This window comes from Bacillus vallismortis, from assembly GCF_004116955.1.
Lineage (GTDB): Bacteria > Bacillota > Bacilli > Bacillales > Bacillaceae > Bacillus > Bacillus vallismortis.
On the sequence record NZ_CP026362.1, the window covers coordinates 163,238 to 184,872 of the forward strand.

Genomic DNA, 21,635 nt, shown 5'->3' on the forward strand with positions numbered 1-21,635 from the left:
GTGTCACTGGCGAATTATGATCTAGTGAAGCAACCGTTATGGAGGGATACATAAATGGAATACAGAATTGAACGAGACACCATGGGAGAAGTGAAAGTTCCTGCTGATAAATTTTGGGGCGCCCAAACACAGCGAAGCAAGGAGAACTTCAAGATCGGTTCTGAAAAAATGCCGATGCGTGTTGTGAAGGCGTTTGCAATATTAAAACGAAGCACAGCGCTCGCTAATCAACGCCTTGGCAATTTGGATGCGGAAAAAGCGGAGGCGATTGCAGCGGTTTGTGATGATGTGCTCAAAGGCAAATACGATGACAACTTCCCGCTAGTCGTTTGGCAGACTGGAAGCGGCACACAAAGCAATATGAACATGAATGAAGTGGTCGCCAACCGCGCGACTGCCCTATTAAAAGAAAAGAACTCTGATCAAACGATTCATCCAAATGATGACGTGAACCGGAGCCAAAGCTCAAACGACACATTCCCGACTGCGATGCATGTGGCCGCTGTCTTGGCTGTTTACGAGCAGCTTGTGCCGGCGCTTGACCAGCTTCGCCATACATTGGATGAAAAAGCGAAAGCCTACAACGATATTGTTAAAATCGGACGCACGCACCTTCAGGATGCTACGCCTCTGACGCTCGGACAGGAAATCAGCGGATGGGTTTACATGCTGGACCGTTCGAAGGAAATGATTTTGGAAGCGACAGAAAAAATGCGTGCGCTTGCAATCGGCGGGACGGCTGTCGGAACAGGAATTAACGCTCACCCAGAGTTTGGAGAGCTTGTCTCAGAAGAGATCTCAAACCTGACCGGCCAAGCGTTCACCAGCTCGCCGAATAAATTCCACGCGCTGACAAGCCATGACGAAATCACGTATGCACACGGCGCGTTAAAAGCGCTTGCGGCTGACTTAATGAAAATCGCAAACGATGTCAGATGGCTTGCGAGCGGACCTCGCTGCGGCATCGGGGAGATCGCCATCCCTGAAAATGAACCGGGCAGCTCCATTATGCCTGGTAAAGTCAACCCGACACAAAGTGAAGCATTGACAATGATTGCTGCCCAAATCATGGGGAACGATGCGACAATCGGCTTTGCGGCGAGTCAGGGGAACTTTGAGCTGAACGTGTTTAAGCCTGTGATTATTTACAACTTCCTGCAATCTGTGCAGCTGCTGAGCGACGGCATGAATTCCTTCCATGATAAATGTGCGGTCGGCATTGAGCCTGACAAAGAAACCATTCAGGAAAACCTGTCCAATTCATTAATGCTTGTTACAGCGCTGAATCCGCATATCGGATACGAAAACGCGGCGAAAATCGCCAAGCTTGCCCATAAAGAAGGATTGACGCTGAAAGAAGCGGCATTGAAGCTTGAATTGCTGACAGAGGAGCAATTTAACGAAATGGTGAAGCCGGAAGATATGGTAAAACCAAAAGCGTAATAGACAGAAAAAAACGGCTGCTGTTGAAGCAGCCGTTCTTCTAAATATATTGCTGATGTAACAGATATTTCAGCTGCTCCGCATCTTTGGCGAGGGCTTCACACTCCGTCAGATTATGGATCATTCCTTTTATGATCGCCAGCTTCGGTGTTTTTTTCTGTATTTCTGCTTCAAGTATGTCCAAGCTCTCCGATAATTCAAGAGAGGAGTTTGTGTGTAAGCTGTTCAATTTGTCACGAAGGCTTTTCATAATCGATTCAGTCAGCGGATCAGGCCGTCCGTGCGTAAGAGGCCCAAATAAAGAGCTTGCTTCTTCCAACGTGATGAAAGGCTTATCGTTTCGTTCAGCCATGCCTTTTACCATGTCATCAATTCTATTCATCATGATATCAGCTAATTGGTCAGGCTTCACAGTGTAGCCGAGCAGGATTAAGCATTCCAGGTAAATCTGGCTGATGCCCTCTATTAAGAAACAAAGTTCTGCAGTATATGGTTCCGCCTTTTTTCCGTAAATGTTCAGAAGGCTGTCGATATGAAATTGAAGTGAGGACTGCCGGATTTTTTTGGCGTATTGCTCCACCTCCTCTGTGTAAGGCAGAGAGCCTTCCTTCATCTGCATGCTGATAAAATCCTTGTGTTCCAGAATGTTTTCATAGAGCACGGTCAGCTGTTTGCGGTAAGCCGTTCTTGGGCTGTCGCCTTTCGTTTGAATATCTAAAATTCGGGTAAACGTTTTATCGTAATAGTAGTTCAGCATAGACAGAAGAAGCGCTTCTTTCGAAGGAAAATAAATATAAAAAGCGCCTTTGGATATTTTGCATGCTTTTGCGATTTCTTGAACTGATGTTGCATTGTATCCTTTTTGGGCAAATAGTTTTAAGGCTGTTTCAATAATCAGCTTTTCTTTTTCCTTCAATGGTTCCACCCTTTCGGAGCCCGGAGGCCTCATGAGGATATGACCATATAGTCACACCTTCTGTTATAAAATTAACCTTATTGTAACTTGTTTTTTTATGATGTATTATTTATATTGTAAATTGAGATGACCAAACGGTCAAAGCTCAAGCGAAAGGGTGAATCTAAAATGAGAGAATTGGACGAAATGATCAGCCGCTTGCGAAACAGAGGAATTAAAGTGGAGAAAGTCAAATATCCGAAGCAGACATTGTCAGAGAAAAAATGGGTTCATCAGTGCAAACAGCCGCTCAAAACAAATTACAGAGATTTTAACGGCTACTCTTTCACATAAAAAATAGACTGCAAAAACAATTACAGTCTAGTTGGCACTGCTATTCGGTATGTTACACCCGTTTTGTCGTTTTCAATTGAGATAGACGCCTTATGAAGAGTTAAAATTCGTTTTACGATGCTGAGACCAATGCCGAATTCGCCTTTCTTCCCTTTATTAAAAGGCTCATAGAGGCTGGAGAGCATCTCATCTTCAATATGCGGGCCGTCATTTTTAATGGTGATCACAATATTCCGATCATCTTGTTTCATGCTGATTTCTATTTTTGTCTCAGCGTAGCGGATTTGATTTTCCAAAATATTTTCGAGAAGTTTATTCCATTGCTCCGGATCGCCCGGCATCAGAATGTCTTTTTCTACATCAGTTTCCCACGATAACTCTTTTCGAGCCCACTTCAGTCTTTCGATGACGTCTTCTGTCACTTCCACGATACTGAACATATCGTACTGCACTTTTTGCTTCGCTAAATAATCCAGCTTCGTTAAATATAATAAATCCTTTATTTTTTTCTCCAGCTTAAGGGCTTCGCCTTCAATAACATCTACTGTATTTTCAAGATCCCCTTTAGGAAAAATCCCGTCCTTAATCGATTGTGTGTAGCCTCTGATGACCATAACCGGTGTTTTTAAATCGTGAGAGATATTTTGCAAAAGGGTTCTTTCCGTTTCGTCCTTTTGCACAAGCTTTTGGCGCATCTCTTCGATGGTATGGCCCAGCTTGCCGATCTCGTCTTTCCGGTCCACTTTCACTGGGTCATCCCAATCTTGTTCGGAAATCCGTTTGACGTGCTTTTCAAATGACACGAGGGGCCTTGATAAATACTTCGCAAGCCAAATGGCCGGAATCCAGCTTAATAAAATGACAACAGCTATAATAAACAAAAGCTGTTTGAATAGCGTATAGGCCAGATCGTCCCGATAAGAATCAAGCGCATAAGAGAGCATCATAGCTGATTGACCATTAACGGAAAGCCCCTTTTTGATGACAAAAAACACTTTCTCTCCATTGACGTCTGCGCTGTACCGTTTCTTTTCGGCCGCTTGTTTATTGGCCAGCTTGTACACCTTATGGATGAACGAAGACGACAAAATGCTTACATCCTTATCTGAGGAGGCAGCTTCATTTTCAGGCAGGAGCACGTGCTGGACGGAGCGGACGGTTGTCGGCGCCGTGGCTTCCTCGCTGTAATAGCGCCTTTCAATAGAACCTGGCAGGCGGTACTCCGTCAGAACATGCTGTTCATTTTCAATCGTCGCATACGTTTCATTGGTGAAGAAATCGCGCAGCGTGTTTGAAAATAACACAAGCAGCAAAATGGATATCCCTAACAGGATGCCGGATATGACAACCCATATTTGAAACGAAAGCGGCTTGTTTTTCATGATGTCATCATCCTGTAGCCGAATCCGTAAATCGTCTCGACCTTCAATTCAGGCATTTTTTTGCGCAGTCTCCGGACGAGGTCATCAACAACCCGGTCTGTTCCAAAGTAGTCATGCCCCCATACTTTTACGAGAATATCCTCACGCGAGTATGGATGTCCTTTATGATGGATAAATAACAGGAGCAGATCAAATTCTTTCGTTGTCAAATTGATCAACTTTCCGTTTTCATCATAGACCTCGCGGGCGTCTTCAGCGACCCGATACGAGGAGACGGCGATTTCATGTTTTTGTACAGGTGGAGCTTCCTTATAAACGAGCTCAAGCAGCTTTTGGACACGTATGATCAGCTCACGCGGCAGGAATGGCTTTGAAATATAGTCATTGCTGCCAAGCTCTAAACCAAGTACTCTGTCAATATCTGCATCTCGGGCGGAAATAAAAATGACCGGCACGTCAGGGTCTTTCGCTTTGATTTCTTTTATTAATGTATAGCCGTCGGTATCCGGCAGCATGATATCGAGAATCCAGAGGTGGGGAGACGGCGTCATTTTCTTTCGGGCGTCTTCACCTTTCGTAAAAGATGTAATGTTCCAGCCCTCATTTTCTAAATACTTCGTCAGCAGTTCGTTCAGGTTATCCTCATCTTCAACTAGATAAATGGTGTATGACAAGGCTCTTCACATCCTTTCAACGTCATTATAAACTAGTTTTAACATACGGCAGGCCATTTTCATAATTTCACATATTCTTTTCATTTTTATCCCACAATGTTTGTTTATGATGTGTATAAGGGAAGAAAGGAAGAGAAAAAGAGCGAGGAAGATGCAGGATGATCAAACATATTGTATTTTGGTGCTTTGCTTTTCTTCTCATCATTGGGACAATTGAACTTGTACATGCGTTGACGATGTAACGATAAATGAAAAACCGTTAAAGGAGTGTAGGAACATGGATTATCGACGTGATGATCAAAACGACCAACATCAAACAGAATCTTCACATACAGAACATCAGAATTCAGAAAACCGGCAGCAGATTGACCATCCTGAACAGGAATTGCTTGACGCGCCTGTTTCATATGAAGCGGGACGGAAAGAAACGGCTTCCTCTTTAGAAATGGAGAAGAAAGAAACAGCTGTGAAAAAAGAAAAGAAAAGGAAAGCCGCATGGCTGAGCCCGATTTTGGGCGGGATTATCGGCGGCGGCCTGATGCTCGGCATCGCGCCTTATCTGCCGTCAGACCAAGATCAGACGACGGAGACCGCTTCCGCGAATAAACAGGTACAGTCAGATCATTTTACAACGACACCGATCACAAACGCTTCAAACGTCGCTGATATGGTAGAGGATTTAGAGCCGACGATTGTCGGAATCTCAAATATCCAAACCTCGCAAAATAACACTTTCGGCACAGGAGGCGGCTCCAGCTCGGAAAGTGAAAGCGGAACCGGATCAGGCGTCATTTTCAACAAAGACGGTGATAAAGCGTATATCATTACAAATAATCATGTCGTTGAAGGGGCGAATAAGCTGACGGTCACGTTATATAATGGAGAAACGGAAAGTGCCAAGCTTGTCGGCAGCGATGCGATAACCGATTTGGCTGTTCTGGAGATCAGCGGCAAGAACATCAAAAAAGTCGCGAGCTTCGGTGACTCATCACAGCTGCGCACGGGCGAAAAGGTCATCGCCATCGGAAATCCGCTCGGACAGCAGTTTTCCGGTACGGTGACACAAGGCATCATCAGCGGTCTGAACCGGACAATTGATGTCGATACCACACAAGGCAAGGTGGAAATGAACGTGCTGCAAACTGACGCAGCGATCAATCCAGGGAACAGCGGAGGCCCGTTAATCAACGCGAGCGGCCAAGTGATCGGCATCAACAGCTTAAAGGTGAGCGAGAGCGGCGTAGAATCACTTGGATTTGCGATCCCGAGCAATGATGTCGAGCCGATTGTTGACCAGCTGCTTGAAAATGGAAAGGTAGAACGTCCGTTTTTAGGCGTGCAAATGATTGACATGTCACAAGTTCCTCAAACCTATCAGGAAAATACGCTTGGCCTGTTTGGAGATCAATTAGGCAAAGGTGTGTATGTAAAAGAAGTTCAAGGACATTCACCAGCGGCCAAAGCCGGTATCAAATCTGAGGATGTCATTGTCAAACTAAACGGGAAAGACGTGGAAAGCAGCGCGGATATCCGTCAGATCCTTTACAAGGACTTGAAAGTCGGAGACAAAACAACCATACAAGTCCTTCGAAACGGAAAAACCGAAACCTTGAATGTGACTCTGACCAAGCAGACAGAAAGCAGCTCAAGTTAGGAGTAATCAAAAAGCTGAACCCGAAAAGGGTTCAGCTTTTTTTTATCCTAAGTAAGCGGAAAGCATCCACACTTGTTTTTCAACTTCATCAATTAATCCGACAAACAAGTCCGCTGTCGCGTTGTCTTGATTTTCTTCAGCCAGGCCGATTACGAATTTAGATTCGCTGCTGATTTGTTTGTAGTCGTTTACCAATGCTTGTACCATTTCTGATGCTGATGTTTCGTTTCCGCTGTCAGTGATAGATGCATGCTCAGTATATTCCTTCAATGTGGCTACAGGCTGGCCGCCGATTGCCAGCAGGCGCTCAGCGATAGTATCAACTGTTTCCGCCGCATGGTCGTACAATTCTTCAAATTTCTCATGCAATGTGAAGAAATGCGGCCCTTTCACATACCAATGGAAACGGTGGAGCTTAGAGTATAAAAGAAACCAGTTTGATAATTGTGTGTTCATTGAATTCTCAACTAATGTTTGGTTTGTTTTTGCGTTTTCAGTTTTCATAAGATAACGTCCTCCTTGTGATCTGTTAATTTAATTATACCACGTATCAATTAAAAATCAATACTAAATTATAATAATTATAATTTAGATCATCTGAATAGTTTTTTCTTTAGGATAGACTCCCATGCAGACCAAGGAAAAAGCGCTCGGAATAACAAGGTGAGCTTGACGCCTTTTCCGATCGGATATCGCAATTTCTTTATGTGCTGTTTTGTTGCCAATTGATAAATAAGGTCGGCAACTTCTTGGGGATCTCCGCTTTCGTCCGCGTTTTTTTCAACGTAGGAAAGGATCTTTTTATAGTATTGATGATAGGCTGAATCGTCAGCAGGCACCGACATATAATGTGATAAAGAGGTGGACCAGATCGACGTTTTGTATGAGCCGGGCTCGACCAAAGCGGTGTGGATACCGAACGGAAGCAGCTCCACACGCAGGCTCTCAGAAAAACCCTCCAATGCATGCTTGGAGGATGCATAAGGCGACAGTGCGGGAAATCCGGTCAGGCCGCTGATGCTGCTCACGTTTATAATCTTTGCTCCGCCATGCTTTCTTATGTAAGGCAGAATGGTTTTTGTCACATGGATTACTCCGAAGACATTCGTTTCAAATTGTTGTCTGAAATGGTCCATCGGCACATCCTCGACAAATCCTCCATAAGCGGCTCCGGCGTTGTTGACGAGAAGATCAATAGGAGCGTAAGCGCTAATGGCTTTTCCGAATGAGGCTATCGAATGTTCATCGGTGACGTCGAGAGCGGTAATGTGGATAGAGTCAGCTACATGGTGGGCTGCGGCCAACTCCCGAAGCTGTTCAGCTTTCTCAGGCTGTCTTGTTGTGGCAATCACAAAAAATGTCTTGGCGAGCTTTACGGCTGCCAGCTGGCCAAAGCCTTTTGAAGCTCCTGTTACGATCGCGATTTTTTTATTCATTGTATACCTCCTATTTACCTGCTACAGCTATTGTACAATCATGAACGGAAAATGACCCCTATAAAAGAAATTTTTATACAATAATTCAGAATTGTTCTATAATAAGACGAAAGAGGAAAGGGGTTTTGTATAATGGCGCTGCAAGGGATAGACCAAAGATGGGATCTGGATTCGTTTTTTAAGGGCGGGAGCCAATCAGCAGAATTTAAAGGATATATTGAAAAGCTTTCACAAAGTCTGCGTGCATTTCAAGAGATGACTGATGGGTTTCAGGTGCCTGAATCGCCTGAAGACGCTGAAGCGATGATTGCTTTGCTAGATTTATTCGAACAGACTTCTGTCAAACTTCAGCAGGCTGGTGCTTTTGTTGCTTGCCTTCAGGCCCAGAATATCAGTGATCAAAAGGCTGCTGAGCATCAGTCACTCATGAATCGGCTTAACGCAGAATTCCAATCGTCCCTCGTCACCTTAGATCATAAACTGGTGGCCATTGAACAAGATGTGTGGAATGAATTGTTAACAAAACCGGGATTACGTGATGTATCGTACATATTAAATGAAAGAAGACAAAGGGTTGCCGAAAAGCTCAGCCCGGGTAAAGAAAAACTGATTGGAAACCTTGCGGTGGACGGATATCACGCTTGGAGTGACTTATACAATATGGTTGTCGGGAAAATGACCATACCATATGAGGAAAACGGTGAGAATAAGCAATTGTCTGTCGGTCAGGCGGAAAATGTGATGGGGCATCAAGACCGCGCTGTCAGAAAAACAATATATGAACGTTTGCATCAAGCGTGGGAAAGCAAGCAGGATCTATTCAGCAGCACACTCAATCATTTGGCGGGGTTCCGGCTTGAAACCTATAAAGCGCGCGGCTGGGAGAATGTCCTGAAGGAGCCGCTGCAGATCAACAGGATGAAAAAAGAAACATTGGATACGATGTGGCAGGTCATCACTGAAAACAAGCAGCCGTTCGTTCAGTTTTTGAACCGCAAAGCGTCCATGCTCGGCCTTGAAAAGCTCAGCTGGTACGATGTTGAGGCCCCAATCGGATCTGATGGAAAGGTGTATTCATATGATGAAGCCGCAAATGTCATTGTCAGCCAATTTTCCACGTTTGGCAAAAAGCTGTCCGCTTTCACAGAAAAAGCGTTTCGGGACCGTTGGGTTGAGGCGGAAGACAGGAGCGGAAAAAGAGTCGGCGGTTTTTGCACGAGCTTTCCGGACAGCGGGGAATCGCGGATTTTCATGACATTTTCGGGAAGTGCCTCAAATGTATCAACGCTTGCACATGAGCTCGGGCACGCGTTCCATCAGGAAGCGATGCTCAACGTCAGGCCGTTAAACCGGTCCTACGCGATGAACGTAGCGGAAACGGCTTCAACGTTTGCCGAGATGATTGTGGCGGACGCGACTGTTCAGCAGGCGGAGACGAAGGAAGAAAAGCTTGTCCTTCTCGAGGATAAAGTACAAAGAAGCGTTGCGTTCTTCATGAATATCCACGCCAGGTTCCTATTCGAAACGAGATTTTACGAAGAACGAAAGCGGGGAGCCGTCCCGGCCGCCCGTTTGAATGAACTGATGGAAGAGGCGCAAAAAGAGGCATACTGCAACTCATTAGGAGAGTACCATCCGCTCTTTTGGGCGTCGAAGCTCCACTTCCATATTACGAGAGTGCCGTTTTACAATTTTCCTTATACGTTCGGCTACCTGTTTTCTCTCGGCATTTACGCACTGGCGCTTGAAGAAAAAAACGCGTTTGAAGAGAAATATACCGCGCTATTGCGGGATACGGCTTCTATGACCGTGGAGGATTTGGCGATGAAGCATTTGGGCGCTGACATTACGAAGCGAGATTTCTGGGAGAATGCCATCAAGCTGGCCGTGCGGGATGCGGAAGCCTTTTTGGAAATGACTGAATCTTAAAAGCCGTGGCGTTATACGCCTCGGCTTTTTCAATCCATCTCTGAATGAGGATTCCATTCTCTGGACATACCTAAAACAAATGGAATCCTACAGGGGGGAGACATATGCGTTTGATCAGAGCAGCCGGGGCTATTTGCTTCGCAATGGTTCTGATTGCTGGCTGCCGTCTCAACGAAGACAAGCAGCAGGCAGAAGGAGAAAATACAGCCGTCACCCAGCTGAAGTCTGTTCCTTACAGCGATTTTTCGCTCCGTGTGAGCTACGGAGATGGTGAGCATAATCGGTATGAAGGCATATATACAAAAAAAGGGACTCAGGAAACAGCGGAAATCCAGGATAAGCTCTCCGGTGTCAAGCAGGAGGGGGAAGAAGCCTTAGATGAGATGAAAATGATTCTGAGCGAGCTTTCCGTAACAGAGCAAATGGCTGAATCTGAAGTGATTCACAGTGTGCTGGCAGCGTTTAATCTGGACAGCCATTATGATCATATCGACTTAAAACTAAAGCTGAAGGACGGCTCAGTCAGAGAAATTAAGAAATGATCTTGTGATGAAAAACCCATAAACGCCAATTATGTCCAAAATACTAATTGAAAATGATTTTCAAAGTCACTGTTTTCTGCTACAATGAGGGATATATGGCCATATGAAAATGGCTGAATATCGAATCACTTGCATTGATGACAATTGACTTCAGACGCATATATATAGAAAACGTGTAATACATAGTGCTGCTAAAAAGCCAGCAAAAAGGAGCGGTTATGGGTATGAGTGCAATTTCTACAGAAACGCTGAGCTTAGGATACGGGGATGCCGTTATTATTGATGAGTTGAATTTAACCATTCCAAAAGGTGAAATTACCGTATTTATTGGCAGCAACGGCTGCGGAAAATCGACACTTTTACGTTCATTAGCGCGCCTGATGAAGCCGAGAGGCGGTTCAGTGCTGCTGGAAGGAAGAGCGATTGCCAAGCTTCCGACGAAGGAAGTCGCAAAAGAGCTCGCAATCCTGCCGCAGGGCCCTTCGGCTCCAGAGGGGCTGACGGTGCATCAGCTGGTGAAGCAAGGAAGGTACCCTTACCAAAATTGGCTGAAACAGTGGTCAAAAGAGGATGAGGCAGCGGTTGAGAGAGCGCTTAAAGCAACCAAACTTGAGGACATGGCTGACCGCGCCGTCGACTCTTTGTCAGGAGGACAGCGCCAGCGGGCTTGGATCGCGATGACGCTTGCGCAGGAAACGGATATTATCCTTCTGGATGAGCCGACAACGTATTTAGACATGACGCACCAAATTGAAATCCTTGATTTGCTGTTTGAGCTGAATGAAAAGGAAGAGCGGACGATTGTGATGGTTCTTCATGACTTAAACTTGGCATGCCGCTACGCGCATCACCTTGTAGCCATAAAAGATAAACGGATTTATGCTGAAGGACGTCCGGAAGAGGTTATCACCTGTGACCTTGTGCAAAATGTGTTTTCTATGAACTGCCAGGTTACACAGGACCCGCTGTTCGGAACGCCTCTTTGCATTCCTCACGGCAGGGGCAGATGCATTGTCCAGGAAGCGGCTTTCACATCACATGGGTAATCAATAATGCCAGCGAAAGGAGCTTTCAATTTGAGAAAGCTCCTTGCTGTTTTTTCGAAAGGAAGATGGAAAATGGATCACAAACTTCAGGAGCAGCTCGATGGATTGCTGGAGAAGTATACTGAGCTTCTGCTTGGTGAAGCAAGCAATGAGCTAAAAGAAGAAGTGAAGCAATGGATTTTGTACACGCATATAGCCAAAAGCATGCCGCCGCTCGCTAAGCATTGGAATGCGACATATCCTGACGCGAAGCAGGGCATTAAAGATGTTATTCAGCATATTAAGGAATTGAATGAAGCCCATCGAAACAAACAATAAAAAAGCAGTCTGCCCATTACAGCAGACTGCTTTTTTGTGATGCTGCCGTTTGATCTGGCGCAAAGGAATCCATAAAGGTCCGCAGCGCACTGCTGATAAACGAATCTTTACGGACAACAAATTCTGTTTTCATCTGGCTAAGCGCTTTAGGCAACGGGTACAAGCGAATCGCCCCTTCAGCCTCGTGTTTCTGCACAACCGTTCTCGGCAGCAATGAGATGCCAAGACCCGCTGTAACCCCGCCGATAATCGCTTCAAGCGTGCCAAATTCCATCATGACCGGCTGTGTGACACCGACGGAACGCAGCCATTTTTCAAGTGTCTCACGATATGAACAGCCTGTGCTGTAAACGAGAATCGGCTTTGTGGCGGCTTCTTCTGCATCAGACACGGAAGCCGCCGAAACAACCACTGGTTCTTCCTCAAATGCGGGATAGGATTCGAGATCAGGATGATTGCATTCACATCCGATAAACGCGCCATCCAATTCGTAACGAAGAACTTTATCGAGGAGAAATTGAGTATGCCCTGTCGTTAATGACAGCTGTACGTTTGGGTATTCTTCATAATAAGAAGCCAGAAGCTTCGGAAGCCTTACCGCGGCGGTTGTCTGTGTGGAGCCGATCATAAGCGGCCCGCTTGGTTCGACAGAGGATGAGAGTGCTTTTGACGCTTCATCCAGCAGGCCGATAATTTTATTCGCATAGTCCAGCAGCAGTTTTCCGCTTGCAGAAAGTGTCATGCCCCGATTATGGCGCAAAAACAGAATGGTGCCAAGCTCAGCTTCCAATTGCTGAACTCTTGCCGTGACATTCGATTGCACATAGCCAAGCTGCTTGGCCGCTTTCGTAATGGAACCTTCACGGGCTACCATTTGAAACACACGTAAATCTCCGCTTTCCATTTTGAATGCCTCCGTTCGTTTGTTGATATCAATCTGAATGATAACAAGTATCTTTAACAATCATTATACGTAACACCCAACCTGGATTACAATGGAATCAGCAAGATCATTTCATAAACAGCAAGGAGTGGAGGCAATGAATGTCATGAACAAAATAGCTCTCGTAACGGGGGGCGGTACAGGAATCGGAAGAGCAGCCAGCATGGAATTGGCAAAACGCGGAGCGATTGTTGCGGTGAATTATTCACGTTCGCAATCTGAAGCGGAGGAAACAGTCGAAATGATTCAAAAATCTGGCGGGCAAGCCTTTGCCATCAGAACGAATGTCTCAAAAGAGCGCGAAGTGCAGGATATGGTTCAATCGATCGTAAAAACGTACGGCACGATTGATGTTTTAGTCAATAATGCCAGTATGACACGGCATATTCCAATGGATGATCTTGAAGCTGCGACAGAAGATGTCTGGGATGAACTGTATGCTGTCAATGTGAAAGGGATGTTTTTCTGCGCGCGGGCAGTGGTCCCGTTCATGAAAAAAAGCAAGGCTGGAGCAATCGTAAATGTCGGAAGCATCGCAGGGATAACTGGGGCGGGCTCATCTATGCCTTACGCTGTGTCAAAATCGGCTGTACACGGTTTAACGAAATCTTTGGCGCACGCCTTGGCGCCTGAAATCAGAGTGAACGGTGTAGCACCGGGGGCTGTAGCAACGAGATGGTGGGCTGGCCAGGAAGAGAAAATGAAGAGCATGATCGGCACTTTGCCGCTGCAGCGAATGGCTGAATCGGATGATGTCGCCAAATTGATTTGTTCGCTTGTTGAACAGGAATCACTTACAGGCCAAATCATCACAGTTGACAGCGGACAGACGCTATAAAGAGAGGAGATGCGGGAGATGCCATTTGTACAGATTCATTTGCGGGCGAGGAGAAGCGAAGCGTGGCTTCAAACCCTAAGCAGGACCATCCACCAATCGATGATCGAAGAAATCAATGTGCCGGAAGATGACTATTTTCAAGTCATCAGGCAGTATGATAACAGCGAATTTTTTTATGATCCGTCTTATCTGCGGGTCGAGCGCACTGATGAACTGGTATACATTCATTTTACCTTGAAAGATTCAAGAACCACTGAACAGAAAAAAGCGCTTTACCGCTCAATCGCAAGCAGCCTTCATTCCAAGCTTGGCATAAGAAAAGATGATGTGTTTATCATGCTGGCCGGAAACCAGGATGAGGATTGGTCGTTTGGAAATGGAAGGGCCCAGATGATCGAATAAAAAAACCCCGCGGATTGGTACCCGCGGGGCGCTCTATTAATGCGAAGGTGATTCAATGGCTTGTGCCGCTTTTTCTTTTACTTGTTCATCCGTTTTCTTGTTCGATAGCTTGATTGGCTTTAAGAACAAGGTAAAAACGGCTCCGACTGCGATAAAGATCAAGCCTGTATAAAACACGCTGTGGAGCGAATCCATCAACGATGTTTTTAAAATGGGCATAATATGTGATGAGAAAGCCGCAGGGATTTGTTTCAATGCGTCCGGACTGAACAGTGATTGCAGCAGCCCTTGCGGATTAGTATCAATCATACTCTTTAGCTGGTCGGCAAATGAGCTTGCCTGTGCCGGAAGTGAGTCTAAATACGGCACAAGTTTATCTGTTAATAAGTTTCCTGACCTCGCATTCATTACAGCTCCCAGCATGGTAATGCCGAATGTTCCTCCGATAGAACGGAAGAATTGACTGGATGAGGTGACAACCCCAAGCTCTTCCTTCGAAAAGCTTTCTTGTAAAGCCAGTGTCAGAATCGGCATAACCAGACCCATTCCCAGACCAATAATCGCCATATACGATGTAGCGACAAGCTTGCTTGTATCAAGATCCAAAGTCGTTAACAGCAGGAATCCCCCGGCCATAATCAGCATGCCTGTTATGATTTGCGGTTTAATGCCGATTTTATAAACCAGCTGGCCGCCGATAATGCTTGTGATAATCATAGAGATCATCATCGGTGTCATAATCGTGCCTGATTCAGACGCACTTACACCGACAATTCCCTGCATAAAGAAAGGAACAAACGTAATCGCACCAAACATGCCGATACTCATAAAGAAACCGATCAAGTTTAAAAATGTAAACGTTCTGTTTTTAAAGAGATACATGGGCAGGATCGGTTCTTTTGCTTTTGATTCCACGATAATAAAGCTGACAATGCCGATCAGCGCAAGGGCAAACAGGCCAAGAATCTGCCACGAACCCCACGCATAATCTTTTCCGCCAAAGCTTAAGGCGAGCAGGAGGCTGACAACCCCGACAATCATTGTGAAAATCCCAGCGATATCGAAGTTGATCGGACCTGTCTGCTGGCGGCCCTGCAATCCTCGGGCAATAAAAATAACGGCAATAATTCCGACTGGAAGGTTAATATAGAAAACCCATTTCCAGTTGAGCGAGTCTACAATCCAGCCGCCGATTTGCGGCCCAATCACTGAAGCCAGCCCGTAAATCGCACCAAAGACCCCTTGGAATTTGGCACGCTGTTTTCCAGTGAATAAGTCACCGATGACAATCATCGCCATCGGCATCATAATGCCTCCGCCGATTCCCTGCAGCCCTCGGAAAATAATCAATTCTGTCATATTGTTGGCCATTCCGCACAAAGCGGAAGCGGCCATAAAAATAATCAAACCTGATACATAGACAATGCGCCGTCCCAATAAATCGGCCAGTTTACCGGCAATCGGAACGACTGTTGTTGAGGTTAATAAGTATGCTGTTGTCAGCCATGTCATCATGCTCAAACCGCCCAGATCACCGACAATTTTCGGCATGGCCGTTCCGACAATGGTACCGTCAAGAGCTGAAAAAAACATGGCAATCACTAAGCCTGTGATTAATAACGTCCGTTTTGATTGTTTGCCTTCATTACTCATGTCATCCGTTTCCTCTTTTCATGTTTTGCTTTTCATCCGCTTCAGCCGCAGCCTGTGCGAGTTTTTCTGTGATACGTGCCGCCTGAAGCATTTCCTCCTCCGTCAAGAAGGAAAGGTATCGGGCCATAATGGCTTTTCTGCCTGCCAAAATCTCCTCGAACTTTCTGTCTCCTTCATCAGTAAGACTGATATCAATCACTCGCCTGTCTTTTGTATTGTGTGTTCTGGCGATAAGATTTTTTTGTTCAAGTCGATCTGCCATTAACGTCACAGCGCTAGGCTTGACCTCCATCCGCTCGGCGATTTCAGAAATTTTAAGGCTGCCGTGTTTTTTTAAGCTGGCCAGCACAAACAGCTGCGCTGGGGTAACTCCTTGTTTCTCCATGCTTTCCAGCATTTCAGGCTGTATCCTTTGAAAGAGCGCCTGAAGCGATAATTGAATATCGGACATTAGCTGATCCGCACTTTTCATATTCATTTCTCCCCTGTTACATAAACTGCATTTATATTTAAGATAGTAAAATAGTTAAGGTGTATTAAATATAAATAAATATAAATAAAAAGTCAACCAATTTCACACAAAAAAAGGATAGATGCCCTTTAAGAACATCCTATCCTTTTTCTCGATGTTTATTGCTGATAAGGAGACTGCTGCTGAATGGTCTTGTCGAATTTTTGATAAGACTTCTGCAGCTTTTGGGCATCCTCCGCTTCAACAGAATACCATCCATATTGGAACATGAGGTCATACAGTTTTCTTTGTGTTTTTTGTGACTCATCAAAAATGGCCTGAATATCCTGATAGAGAGACTCATGGCTGAATTCGTTCAAGGCTGTGCAATAAGCTGTTGTCATATATTTTTCTGTTGTCAGCAGTTCGTTGATGAAATCTCTGTCATTCATCTTCGGAGTTGTCGGTACAGGTGTTTGCGGGTTGCTGATTTTTTGATTTTGCTGATTCATTCTGTCGCCTCCTTATTGGATATAGCTGGACTGCTGCTGGCCTGGCTGCAGGTGTTTTACTATTCTTTGAAAGTGGTCATGATGCATATGTCCGACGCGGTCTAGTTCTTGTTTTAACGATTGATCCTGGCACTGCTGCGCCATGAAATGCGCTTTTTTCATTGCGAGCAAATTCCAGTTCAACATGTCTTTCAGATACAAGTGATCTTTTGTGGAAATGACGGAAGGCGGCATATTGGATTGCTGCTGATTGTCCATTGTAATCCTCCTTTGGTTTTTTGTTCATGTATAGTTTCCTTCAGTCTGGGAGTTATATACAGATGTTTTGAAGATGAAGGCAGGAGGGAGTCGGATGTTGAGACGTGTGTTTTTATTTTTATCTCAAAATAAAGCACTTACCAAGTTCGCAAAAGCATATGGGGCGCGGCTTGGAGCACGAAGGTTTGTCGCAGGGGATACAATTGAATCGGCGGTTAAGGCGGTCAAAAGGCTAAATAGATCCGGTTTGCGCGCAACAATTGATTATTTAGGCGAGTATGCAGCTTCGGAAAAAGAAGCGAAGCAAGTCGCAGAGGAATGCAAGAAAGCCATTCAAGCCATTGCCGAGCATCAATTGGACTCAGAGCTCTCACTCAAGCTGACCTCAATCGGGCTCGATCTTTCAGAAGAACTTGCCCTTTCTCATTTGCGAGCGATTCTATCTGCTGCGAAACAATATGGTGTTGCTGTGACGATTGATATGGAAGACTATTCTCATTATGAACAGACACTCGCCATCTACAGGCAATGCAAACCAGAATTTGAGATGCTCGGCACGGTCATTCAGGCATATCTGTACCGGGCGGCAGAAGATATCAGGATGATGCGCGGCTTAAAGCCAAATCTCAGACTTGTGAAAGGCGCTTATAAAGAATCTGCGGCGGTCGCGTTCCCTGACAAAAAAGGAACAGACCTTCATTTTCAGAGTTTAATAAAGCTGCAGCTGTTAAGCGGAAACTACACGGCTGTCGCCACACATGACGATGATATCATTGCGTATACGAAACAACTCGTTGCTGAACATCATATCCCAGCGTCACAATTTGAGTTTCAAATGCTGTACGGCATCAGGCCGGAGCGGCAGAAGGAACTGGCTAAGGAAGGGTACAGAATGCGTGTGTATGTCCCGTATGGAACGGACTGGTTCAGCTACTTTATGAGAAGAATTGCCGAACGGCCCGCCAATGCAGCGTTTGTGTTAAAAGGGATCTTGAAAAAGTGAAAGCAGCCGCGGGAAGCAGCTGCGTCATGATTGATCCATGTTTTGTTTTTTATACTGCTGATTTTGACTTGTCCGTTTTCCGCCGCCGTAATGCTGTGTCGGACCGGCATCGCCCTTTACGCTCGCCGCGCTGACTGCCGCTGAAGACGGATTTTTTTTCTCTCGCACCATTCCCTTCACCTCCGGGTTTAAGTTGCCCGTCTTTTATAAGCTTCATACAAAAAATACAAATTAGCTATTGAAGTCGAAGCGGAAATCTTTTAAGATGAAAGAAGAAACGGGTTTCATTTTTTTTGGCCAAAAAATGAATGACTATTCATTCAATGTTCAAGGGGGATATCTCATGCACAAACATATTCGGAAGGCAGCCGTTTTAGGATCGGGGGTAATGGGTTCCGGGATTGCGGCGCATTTGGCTAATATCGGCATTCCTGTCCTGCTGCTTGATATTGTGCCGAACGATTTGACAAAGGAAGAGGAAAAAAAGGGGCTGGCGATGGACAGTCCGGAGGTGCGCAGCAGGCTGAGCCGGCAGGCGGTGAAAAAACTGCTGAAACAAAAGCCCGCTCCCCTCACATCAGCGGAAAATACATCCTATATCACGCCAGGCAATCTGGAGGATGATGCAGCGAAGCTGAACGAAGCGGATTGGATCATTGAGGTCGTTGTCGAAAATCTAGAAGTCAAAAAGCAGATTTTCGCACTTGTGGATGAACATCGAAAGCCTGGAAGCATTGTCTCAAGCAACACCTCCGGCATATCTGTGCAGGAGATGGCTGAAGGGCGATCGGCAGATTTTAAAGCCCATTTTCTCGGAACGCACTTTTTTAATCCCGCCCGCTATTTGAAACTGTTGGAGGTCATTCCGATTAAGGAAACGGACCCTGACATTTTAAAGTTTATGACAGCTTTCGGCGAAAATGTCCTCGGCAAAGGCGCCGTCACAGCAAAGGACACACCGAACTTTATCGCAAACCGCATCGGAACGTACGGGCTTCTCGTCACAGTCCAAGAAATGCTCAATGGCGGTTATCAGGTCGGGGAGGTCGATTCGATCACAGGCCCGCTGATCGGCAGGCCGAAAAGCGCGACCTTTAGAACGCTTGATGTTGTCGGGCTCGATACATTCGCCCATGTCGCCCGAAATGTGTATGACAAAGCGGATGGGGAAGAGAAAGAAGTGTTCCGCCTGCCAGTTTTCATGAACGATATGCTTGAAAAAGGGTGGATCGGAAGCAAGGCGGGCCAAGGCTTTTATAAAAAAGAAGGAAAAACGATTTATGAGCTTGACCCCGTGACGCTTACTTACGGCGAGCGGACAAAAATGAAATCACCGGCACTTGAAGCGGCAAAACAGGCAAAAGGGACAAAAGCCAAAATGAAAGCGCTTATTTATTCGGGTGACAGAGCCGGCAGACTGCTGTGGAATATCACAACTCAAACGCTGCTGTACTCAGCCGAACTGCTTGGGGAGATTGCCGATGATATTCATTCGATTGACCAAGCCATGAAGTGGGGATTCGGCTGGGAGCTGGGTCCGTTTGAAATGTGGGACGCTATCGGCCTCAAACAGTCGGCGGAAAAGCTTGAGCAGCTTGGAGCAGAAATGCCCAGCTGGATCAAAGACATGCTGGCCAAAGGAAATGAAACCTTCTACATCAGAGAAAATGGAACGGTATTTTATTATGACCGCGGCGAATACAGAGCCGTGAAAGAAAACAAGAAACGAATTCATTTACAAACGCTCAAGGAAACGAACGGCGTGATTGCGAAAAACAGCGGAGCAAGCCTGATCGACCTTGGAGATGATGTGGCCCTTCTTGAATTTCATTCGAAAAGCAATGCGATCGGCCTCGATATCATCCAAATGATTAACAAAGCATTAGAGGAAACAGAACGGAACTACAAAGGACTTGTGATTGGTAACCAAGGGAAAAATTTCTGCGTCGGCGCAAATCTCGCCATGATCTTAATGGAAGTTCAAGATGACAATTTTCTGGAAGTGGACTTCGTGATACGCCGTTTCCAGGAGACGATGATGAACATCAAGTACAGCGCGAAACCGGTTGTCGCCGCTCCATTCGGAATGACGCTCGGCGGCGGAACGGAAGTGTGCCTGCCGGCGGCGCGCATTCAAGCAGCAAGTGAAGCCTATATGGGGCTTGTGGAAACCGGCGTCGGCCTCATCCCTGGCGGAGGAGGAAACAAAGAGCTGTACATCAACCATCTCCGCCGCGGTCTTGATCCGATGAAAGCCGCAATGAAAACATTCGAAACGATTGCGATGGCGAAAGTGTCCGCTTCCGCCCAAGAGGCTCGTGAGGTGAACATCTTAAAAGAAACGGATCACATCAGCGTGAATCAGGACCACCTGCTGTACGATGCAAAACGGCTGGCCGCATCTTTATACGACACAGGCTGGCGGCCGCCTGTAAAAGAAAAGGTTAAGGTGGCGGGAGAAACCGGTTATGCGGCACTCTTGCTTGGCGCCGAGCAAATGAAGCTGTCCGGCTATATATCTGAGCATGATGTCAACATCGCGAAAAAGCTCGCTTATGTCATTGCCGGAGGAAAAGTGCCGTTTGGTACAGAGGTCGATGAAGAATATTTATTAGAGATCGAGAGAGAAGCATTTTTGAGTTTGGCAGGAGAGGCGAAGTCTCAAGCGAGAATGCAGCATATGCTTGTGAAAGGTAAACCTTTACGGAATTAGGAGGGAGCTTATGAAAGAGGCAGTCATAGTGTCAGGTGCAAGAACACCGGTTGGGAGAGCAAAAAAAGGATCGCTGGCCACCGTTCGCCCGGATGATTTGGGAGCGATTTGCGTCAAAGAAACAATGAAACGGGCAGGCGGTTACGAGGGCAATATTGACGACTTGATTATCGGCTGTGCGACACCTGAAGCGGAACAAGGATTAAATATGGCGAGAAATATCGGCGCGCTCGCGGGGCTGCCGTACACGGTTCCGGCGATTACAGTCAATCGCTACTGCTCATCTGGCCTTCAGTCTATCGCATATGCGGCAGAAAAGATCATGCTCGGCGCTTATGATACAGCGATCGCGGGCGGCGCAGAATCGATGTCGCAGGTTCCGATGATGGGGCATGTGACCCGTCCGAACCTCGCATTGGCAGAAAAGGCGCCGGAGTATTACATGAGCATGGGACACACAGCCGAGCAGGTCGCGAAAAAATACGGCGTCTCCCGCGAGGATCAGGATGCGTTTGCCGTTCGCAGCCACCAAAATGCGGCGAAAGCCCTTGCAGAAGGGAAATTTAAAGATGAAACTGTTCCCGTCGAAGTGACGGTGACAGAAATCGGAGAAAACCATAAACCGCGGGAAAAACAGTTTGTGTTTTCTCAGGATGAAGGCGTTCGCCCGCAGACGACGACAGACATCTTAGCGACATTGCGCCCGGCTTTTTCCGTTGATGGAACGGTTACTGCGGGCAATTCCTCGCAGACGAGTGACGGAGCGGCGGCAGTTATGCTGATGGACCGGGAAAAAGCTGATGCGCTGGGCTTGGCCCCGCTTGTGAAATTCCGCTCCTTTGCAGTAGGAGGCGTGCCGCCGGAAGTGATGGGCATCGGGCCGGTGGAAGCTATCCCACGTGCTTTAAAGCTTGCCGGGCTTCAGCTGCAGGACATCGGCTTGTTTGAACTGAACGAAGCTTTTGCTTCACAGGCTATTCAAGTGATCAGGGTACTCGGAATTGATGAAGAAAAATTGAATGTCAACGGGGGCGCAATCGCGCTTGGGCACCCGCTTGGCTGTACAGGCACAAAGCTTACACTCTCACTTATTCATGAAATGAAACGGAGAAACGAGCAATTCGGTGTCGTCACAATGTGTATCGGCGGCGGGATGGGAGCGGCCGGTGTATTTGAATTATGCTAAAGG

The 21,635-nt window shown here is 46.3% G+C and carries 23 protein-coding genes; 12 read left to right on the forward strand and 11 right to left on the reverse strand.

The features are described from left to right. Positions 1 to 54: 54 nt before the first annotated feature. Entirely contained in the window at positions 55 to 1,443 is a 1,389-nt protein-coding gene (gene fumC, locus BV11031_RS00825) for a class II fumarate hydratase (RefSeq protein ID WP_010330034.1), read from the forward strand. Between the two features lie 40 nt (positions 1,444 to 1,483). Here the strand turns inward: fumC and BV11031_RS00830 are convergent, their stop codons facing one another. Continuing rightward, positions 1,484 to 2,359 (reverse strand): TetR/AcrR family transcriptional regulator, encoded by an 876-nt coding sequence (locus tag BV11031_RS00830; protein ID WP_010330033.1) that lies wholly within the window; start codon positions 2,357 to 2,359, stop codon positions 1,484 to 1,486. A 168-nt stretch (positions 2,360 to 2,527) separates the two neighbouring features. On the opposite strand from BV11031_RS00830, the gene spxO reads away from it, so the two are divergent. After that, on the forward strand, positions 2,528 to 2,692 hold the full coding sequence (gene spxO, locus BV11031_RS00835; protein ID WP_003221681.1) for an anti-adapter protein SpxO: 165 nt from the start codon (positions 2,528 to 2,530) through the stop codon (positions 2,690 to 2,692). Between the two features lie 20 nt (positions 2,693 to 2,712). Here spxO and cssS read toward each other — a convergent pair whose 3' ends face one another. Continuing rightward, positions 2,713 to 4,074, reverse strand: coding sequence for a two-component system sensor histidine kinase CssS (cssS, locus tag BV11031_RS00840; protein WP_010330032.1), 1,362 nt, complete (start codon positions 4,072 to 4,074; stop codon positions 2,713 to 2,715). After that, positions 4,071 to 4,748, reverse strand: coding sequence for a two-component system response regulator CssR (cssR, locus tag BV11031_RS00845; protein ID WP_010330031.1), 678 nt, complete (start codon positions 4,746 to 4,748; stop codon positions 4,071 to 4,073). The genes cssS and cssR overlap by 4 nt, the downstream gene beginning before the upstream one ends. Positions 4,749 to 5,025: 277 nt before the next feature. On the opposite strand from cssR, the gene BV11031_RS00850 reads away from it, so the two are divergent. After that, positions 5,026 to 6,402, forward strand: coding sequence for a S1C family serine protease (locus tag BV11031_RS00850; protein WP_010330030.1), 1,377 nt, complete (start codon positions 5,026 to 5,028; stop codon positions 6,400 to 6,402). 42 nt (positions 6,403 to 6,444) lie between these two features. Here BV11031_RS00850 and mrgA read toward each other — a convergent pair whose 3' ends face one another. Together mrgA and BV11031_RS00860 are read right to left on the reverse strand one after the other, a co-directional pair. Then, a complete protein-coding gene (mrgA, locus tag BV11031_RS00855; protein ID WP_010330029.1) occupies positions 6,445 to 6,906 on the reverse strand; it encodes a metalloregulation DNA-binding stress protein MgrA in 462 nt (153 codons plus the stop codon). A gap of 89 nt (positions 6,907 to 6,995) precedes the next feature. Next, a complete protein-coding gene (locus BV11031_RS00860; RefSeq protein WP_010330028.1) occupies positions 6,996 to 7,838 on the reverse strand; it encodes an oxidoreductase in 843 nt (280 codons plus the stop codon). A gap of 132 nt (positions 7,839 to 7,970) precedes the next feature. Here BV11031_RS00860 and BV11031_RS00865 point away from each other — a divergent pair, with 132 nt between their 5' ends. The 4 genes from BV11031_RS00865 to BV11031_RS00880 all read left to right on the forward strand — a co-directional run bounded on the left by BV11031_RS00865 (position 7,971) and on the right by BV11031_RS00880 (position 11,673). Further along, on the forward strand, positions 7,971 to 9,767 hold the full coding sequence (locus tag BV11031_RS00865) for a M3 family oligoendopeptidase (protein WP_010330027.1): 1,797 nt from the start codon (positions 7,971 to 7,973) through the stop codon (positions 9,765 to 9,767). 104 nt (positions 9,768 to 9,871) lie between these two features. Then, positions 9,872 to 10,309 carry a YusW family protein gene (locus BV11031_RS00870; protein WP_010330026.1) on the forward strand — a complete coding sequence of 146 codons (438 nt, stop codon included), beginning with the start codon at positions 9,872 to 9,874 and terminating at the stop codon, positions 10,307 to 10,309. Positions 10,310 to 10,527: 218 nt separating this feature from the next. Then, positions 10,528 to 11,355 (forward strand): ABC transporter ATP-binding protein, encoded by an 828-nt coding sequence (locus BV11031_RS00875; protein ID WP_082246356.1) that lies wholly within the window; start codon positions 10,528 to 10,530, stop codon positions 11,353 to 11,355. Positions 11,356 to 11,385: 30 nt separating this feature from the next. Further along, entirely contained in the window at positions 11,386 to 11,673 is a 288-nt protein-coding gene (locus tag BV11031_RS00880) for a YusU family protein (protein ID WP_082246360.1), read from the forward strand. 16 nt (positions 11,674 to 11,689) lie between these two features. Here BV11031_RS00880 and BV11031_RS00885 read toward each other — a convergent pair whose 3' ends face one another. After that, complete coding sequence (locus tag BV11031_RS00885) at positions 11,690 to 12,577, reverse strand: LysR family transcriptional regulator (RefSeq protein WP_010330023.1); 888 nt, start codon at positions 12,575 to 12,577, stop codon at positions 11,690 to 11,692. Positions 12,578 to 12,713: 136 nt separating this feature from the next. Between BV11031_RS00885 and BV11031_RS00890 the strand changes: the two genes are divergently transcribed. Together BV11031_RS00890 and BV11031_RS00895 are read left to right on the forward strand one after the other, a co-directional pair. Next, a complete protein-coding gene (locus BV11031_RS00890) occupies positions 12,714 to 13,454 on the forward strand; it encodes an SDR family NAD(P)-dependent oxidoreductase (protein WP_010330022.1) in 741 nt (246 codons plus the stop codon). A gap of 18 nt (positions 13,455 to 13,472) precedes the next feature. Beyond that, positions 13,473 to 13,856, forward strand: coding sequence for a tautomerase family protein (locus tag BV11031_RS00895; RefSeq protein WP_010330021.1), 384 nt, complete (start codon positions 13,473 to 13,475; stop codon positions 13,854 to 13,856). 36 nt (positions 13,857 to 13,892) lie between these two features. Here BV11031_RS00895 and mdtP read toward each other — a convergent pair whose 3' ends face one another. The 4 genes from mdtP to BV11031_RS00915 all read right to left on the reverse strand — a co-directional run bounded on the left by mdtP (position 13,893) and on the right by BV11031_RS00915 (position 16,730). After that, complete coding sequence (gene mdtP, locus BV11031_RS00900; protein ID WP_010330020.1) at positions 13,893 to 15,509, reverse strand: multidrug efflux MFS transporter MdtP; 1,617 nt, start codon at positions 15,507 to 15,509, stop codon at positions 13,893 to 13,895. Position 15,510: 1 nt separating this feature from the next. Further along, complete coding sequence (mdtR, locus tag BV11031_RS00905; protein WP_010330019.1) at positions 15,511 to 15,981, reverse strand: MarR family transcriptional regulator MdtR; 471 nt, start codon at positions 15,979 to 15,981, stop codon at positions 15,511 to 15,513. A gap of 158 nt (positions 15,982 to 16,139) precedes the next feature. After that, positions 16,140 to 16,472: a spore coat protein gene (locus BV11031_RS00910; RefSeq protein WP_010330018.1), complete on the reverse strand. Its 333-nt coding sequence runs from the start codon at positions 16,470 to 16,472 to the stop codon at positions 16,140 to 16,142. A 12-nt stretch (positions 16,473 to 16,484) separates the two neighbouring features. Next, the gene (locus BV11031_RS00915; protein ID WP_010330017.1) at positions 16,485 to 16,730 is read right to left on the reverse strand and encodes a hypothetical protein; all 246 of its coding nucleotides are present in this window, start codon (positions 16,728 to 16,730) and stop codon (positions 16,485 to 16,487) included. 94 nt (positions 16,731 to 16,824) lie between these two features. Between BV11031_RS00915 and BV11031_RS00920 the strand changes: the two genes are divergently transcribed. Further along, complete coding sequence (locus BV11031_RS00920; RefSeq protein WP_010330016.1) at positions 16,825 to 17,733, forward strand: proline dehydrogenase family protein; 909 nt, start codon at positions 16,825 to 16,827, stop codon at positions 17,731 to 17,733. A gap of 24 nt (positions 17,734 to 17,757) precedes the next feature. On the opposite strand, the gene BV11031_RS00925 is transcribed toward BV11031_RS00920, so the two are convergent. Beyond that, positions 17,758 to 17,904: a YuzL family protein gene (locus BV11031_RS00925; RefSeq protein WP_010330015.1), complete on the reverse strand. Its 147-nt coding sequence runs from the start codon at positions 17,902 to 17,904 to the stop codon at positions 17,758 to 17,760. 172 nt (positions 17,905 to 18,076) lie between these two features. Between BV11031_RS00925 and BV11031_RS00930 the strand changes: the two genes are divergently transcribed. Then, positions 18,077 to 20,446 (forward strand): 3-hydroxyacyl-CoA dehydrogenase/enoyl-CoA hydratase family protein, encoded by a 2,370-nt coding sequence (locus BV11031_RS00930; protein WP_129550672.1) that lies wholly within the window; start codon positions 18,077 to 18,079, stop codon positions 20,444 to 20,446. 10 nt (positions 20,447 to 20,456) lie between these two features. Then, positions 20,457 to 21,632 (forward strand): acetyl-CoA C-acetyltransferase, encoded by a 1,176-nt coding sequence (locus BV11031_RS00935; protein WP_010330014.1) that lies wholly within the window; start codon positions 20,457 to 20,459, stop codon positions 21,630 to 21,632. Positions 21,633 to 21,635 lie beyond the last annotated feature (3 nt).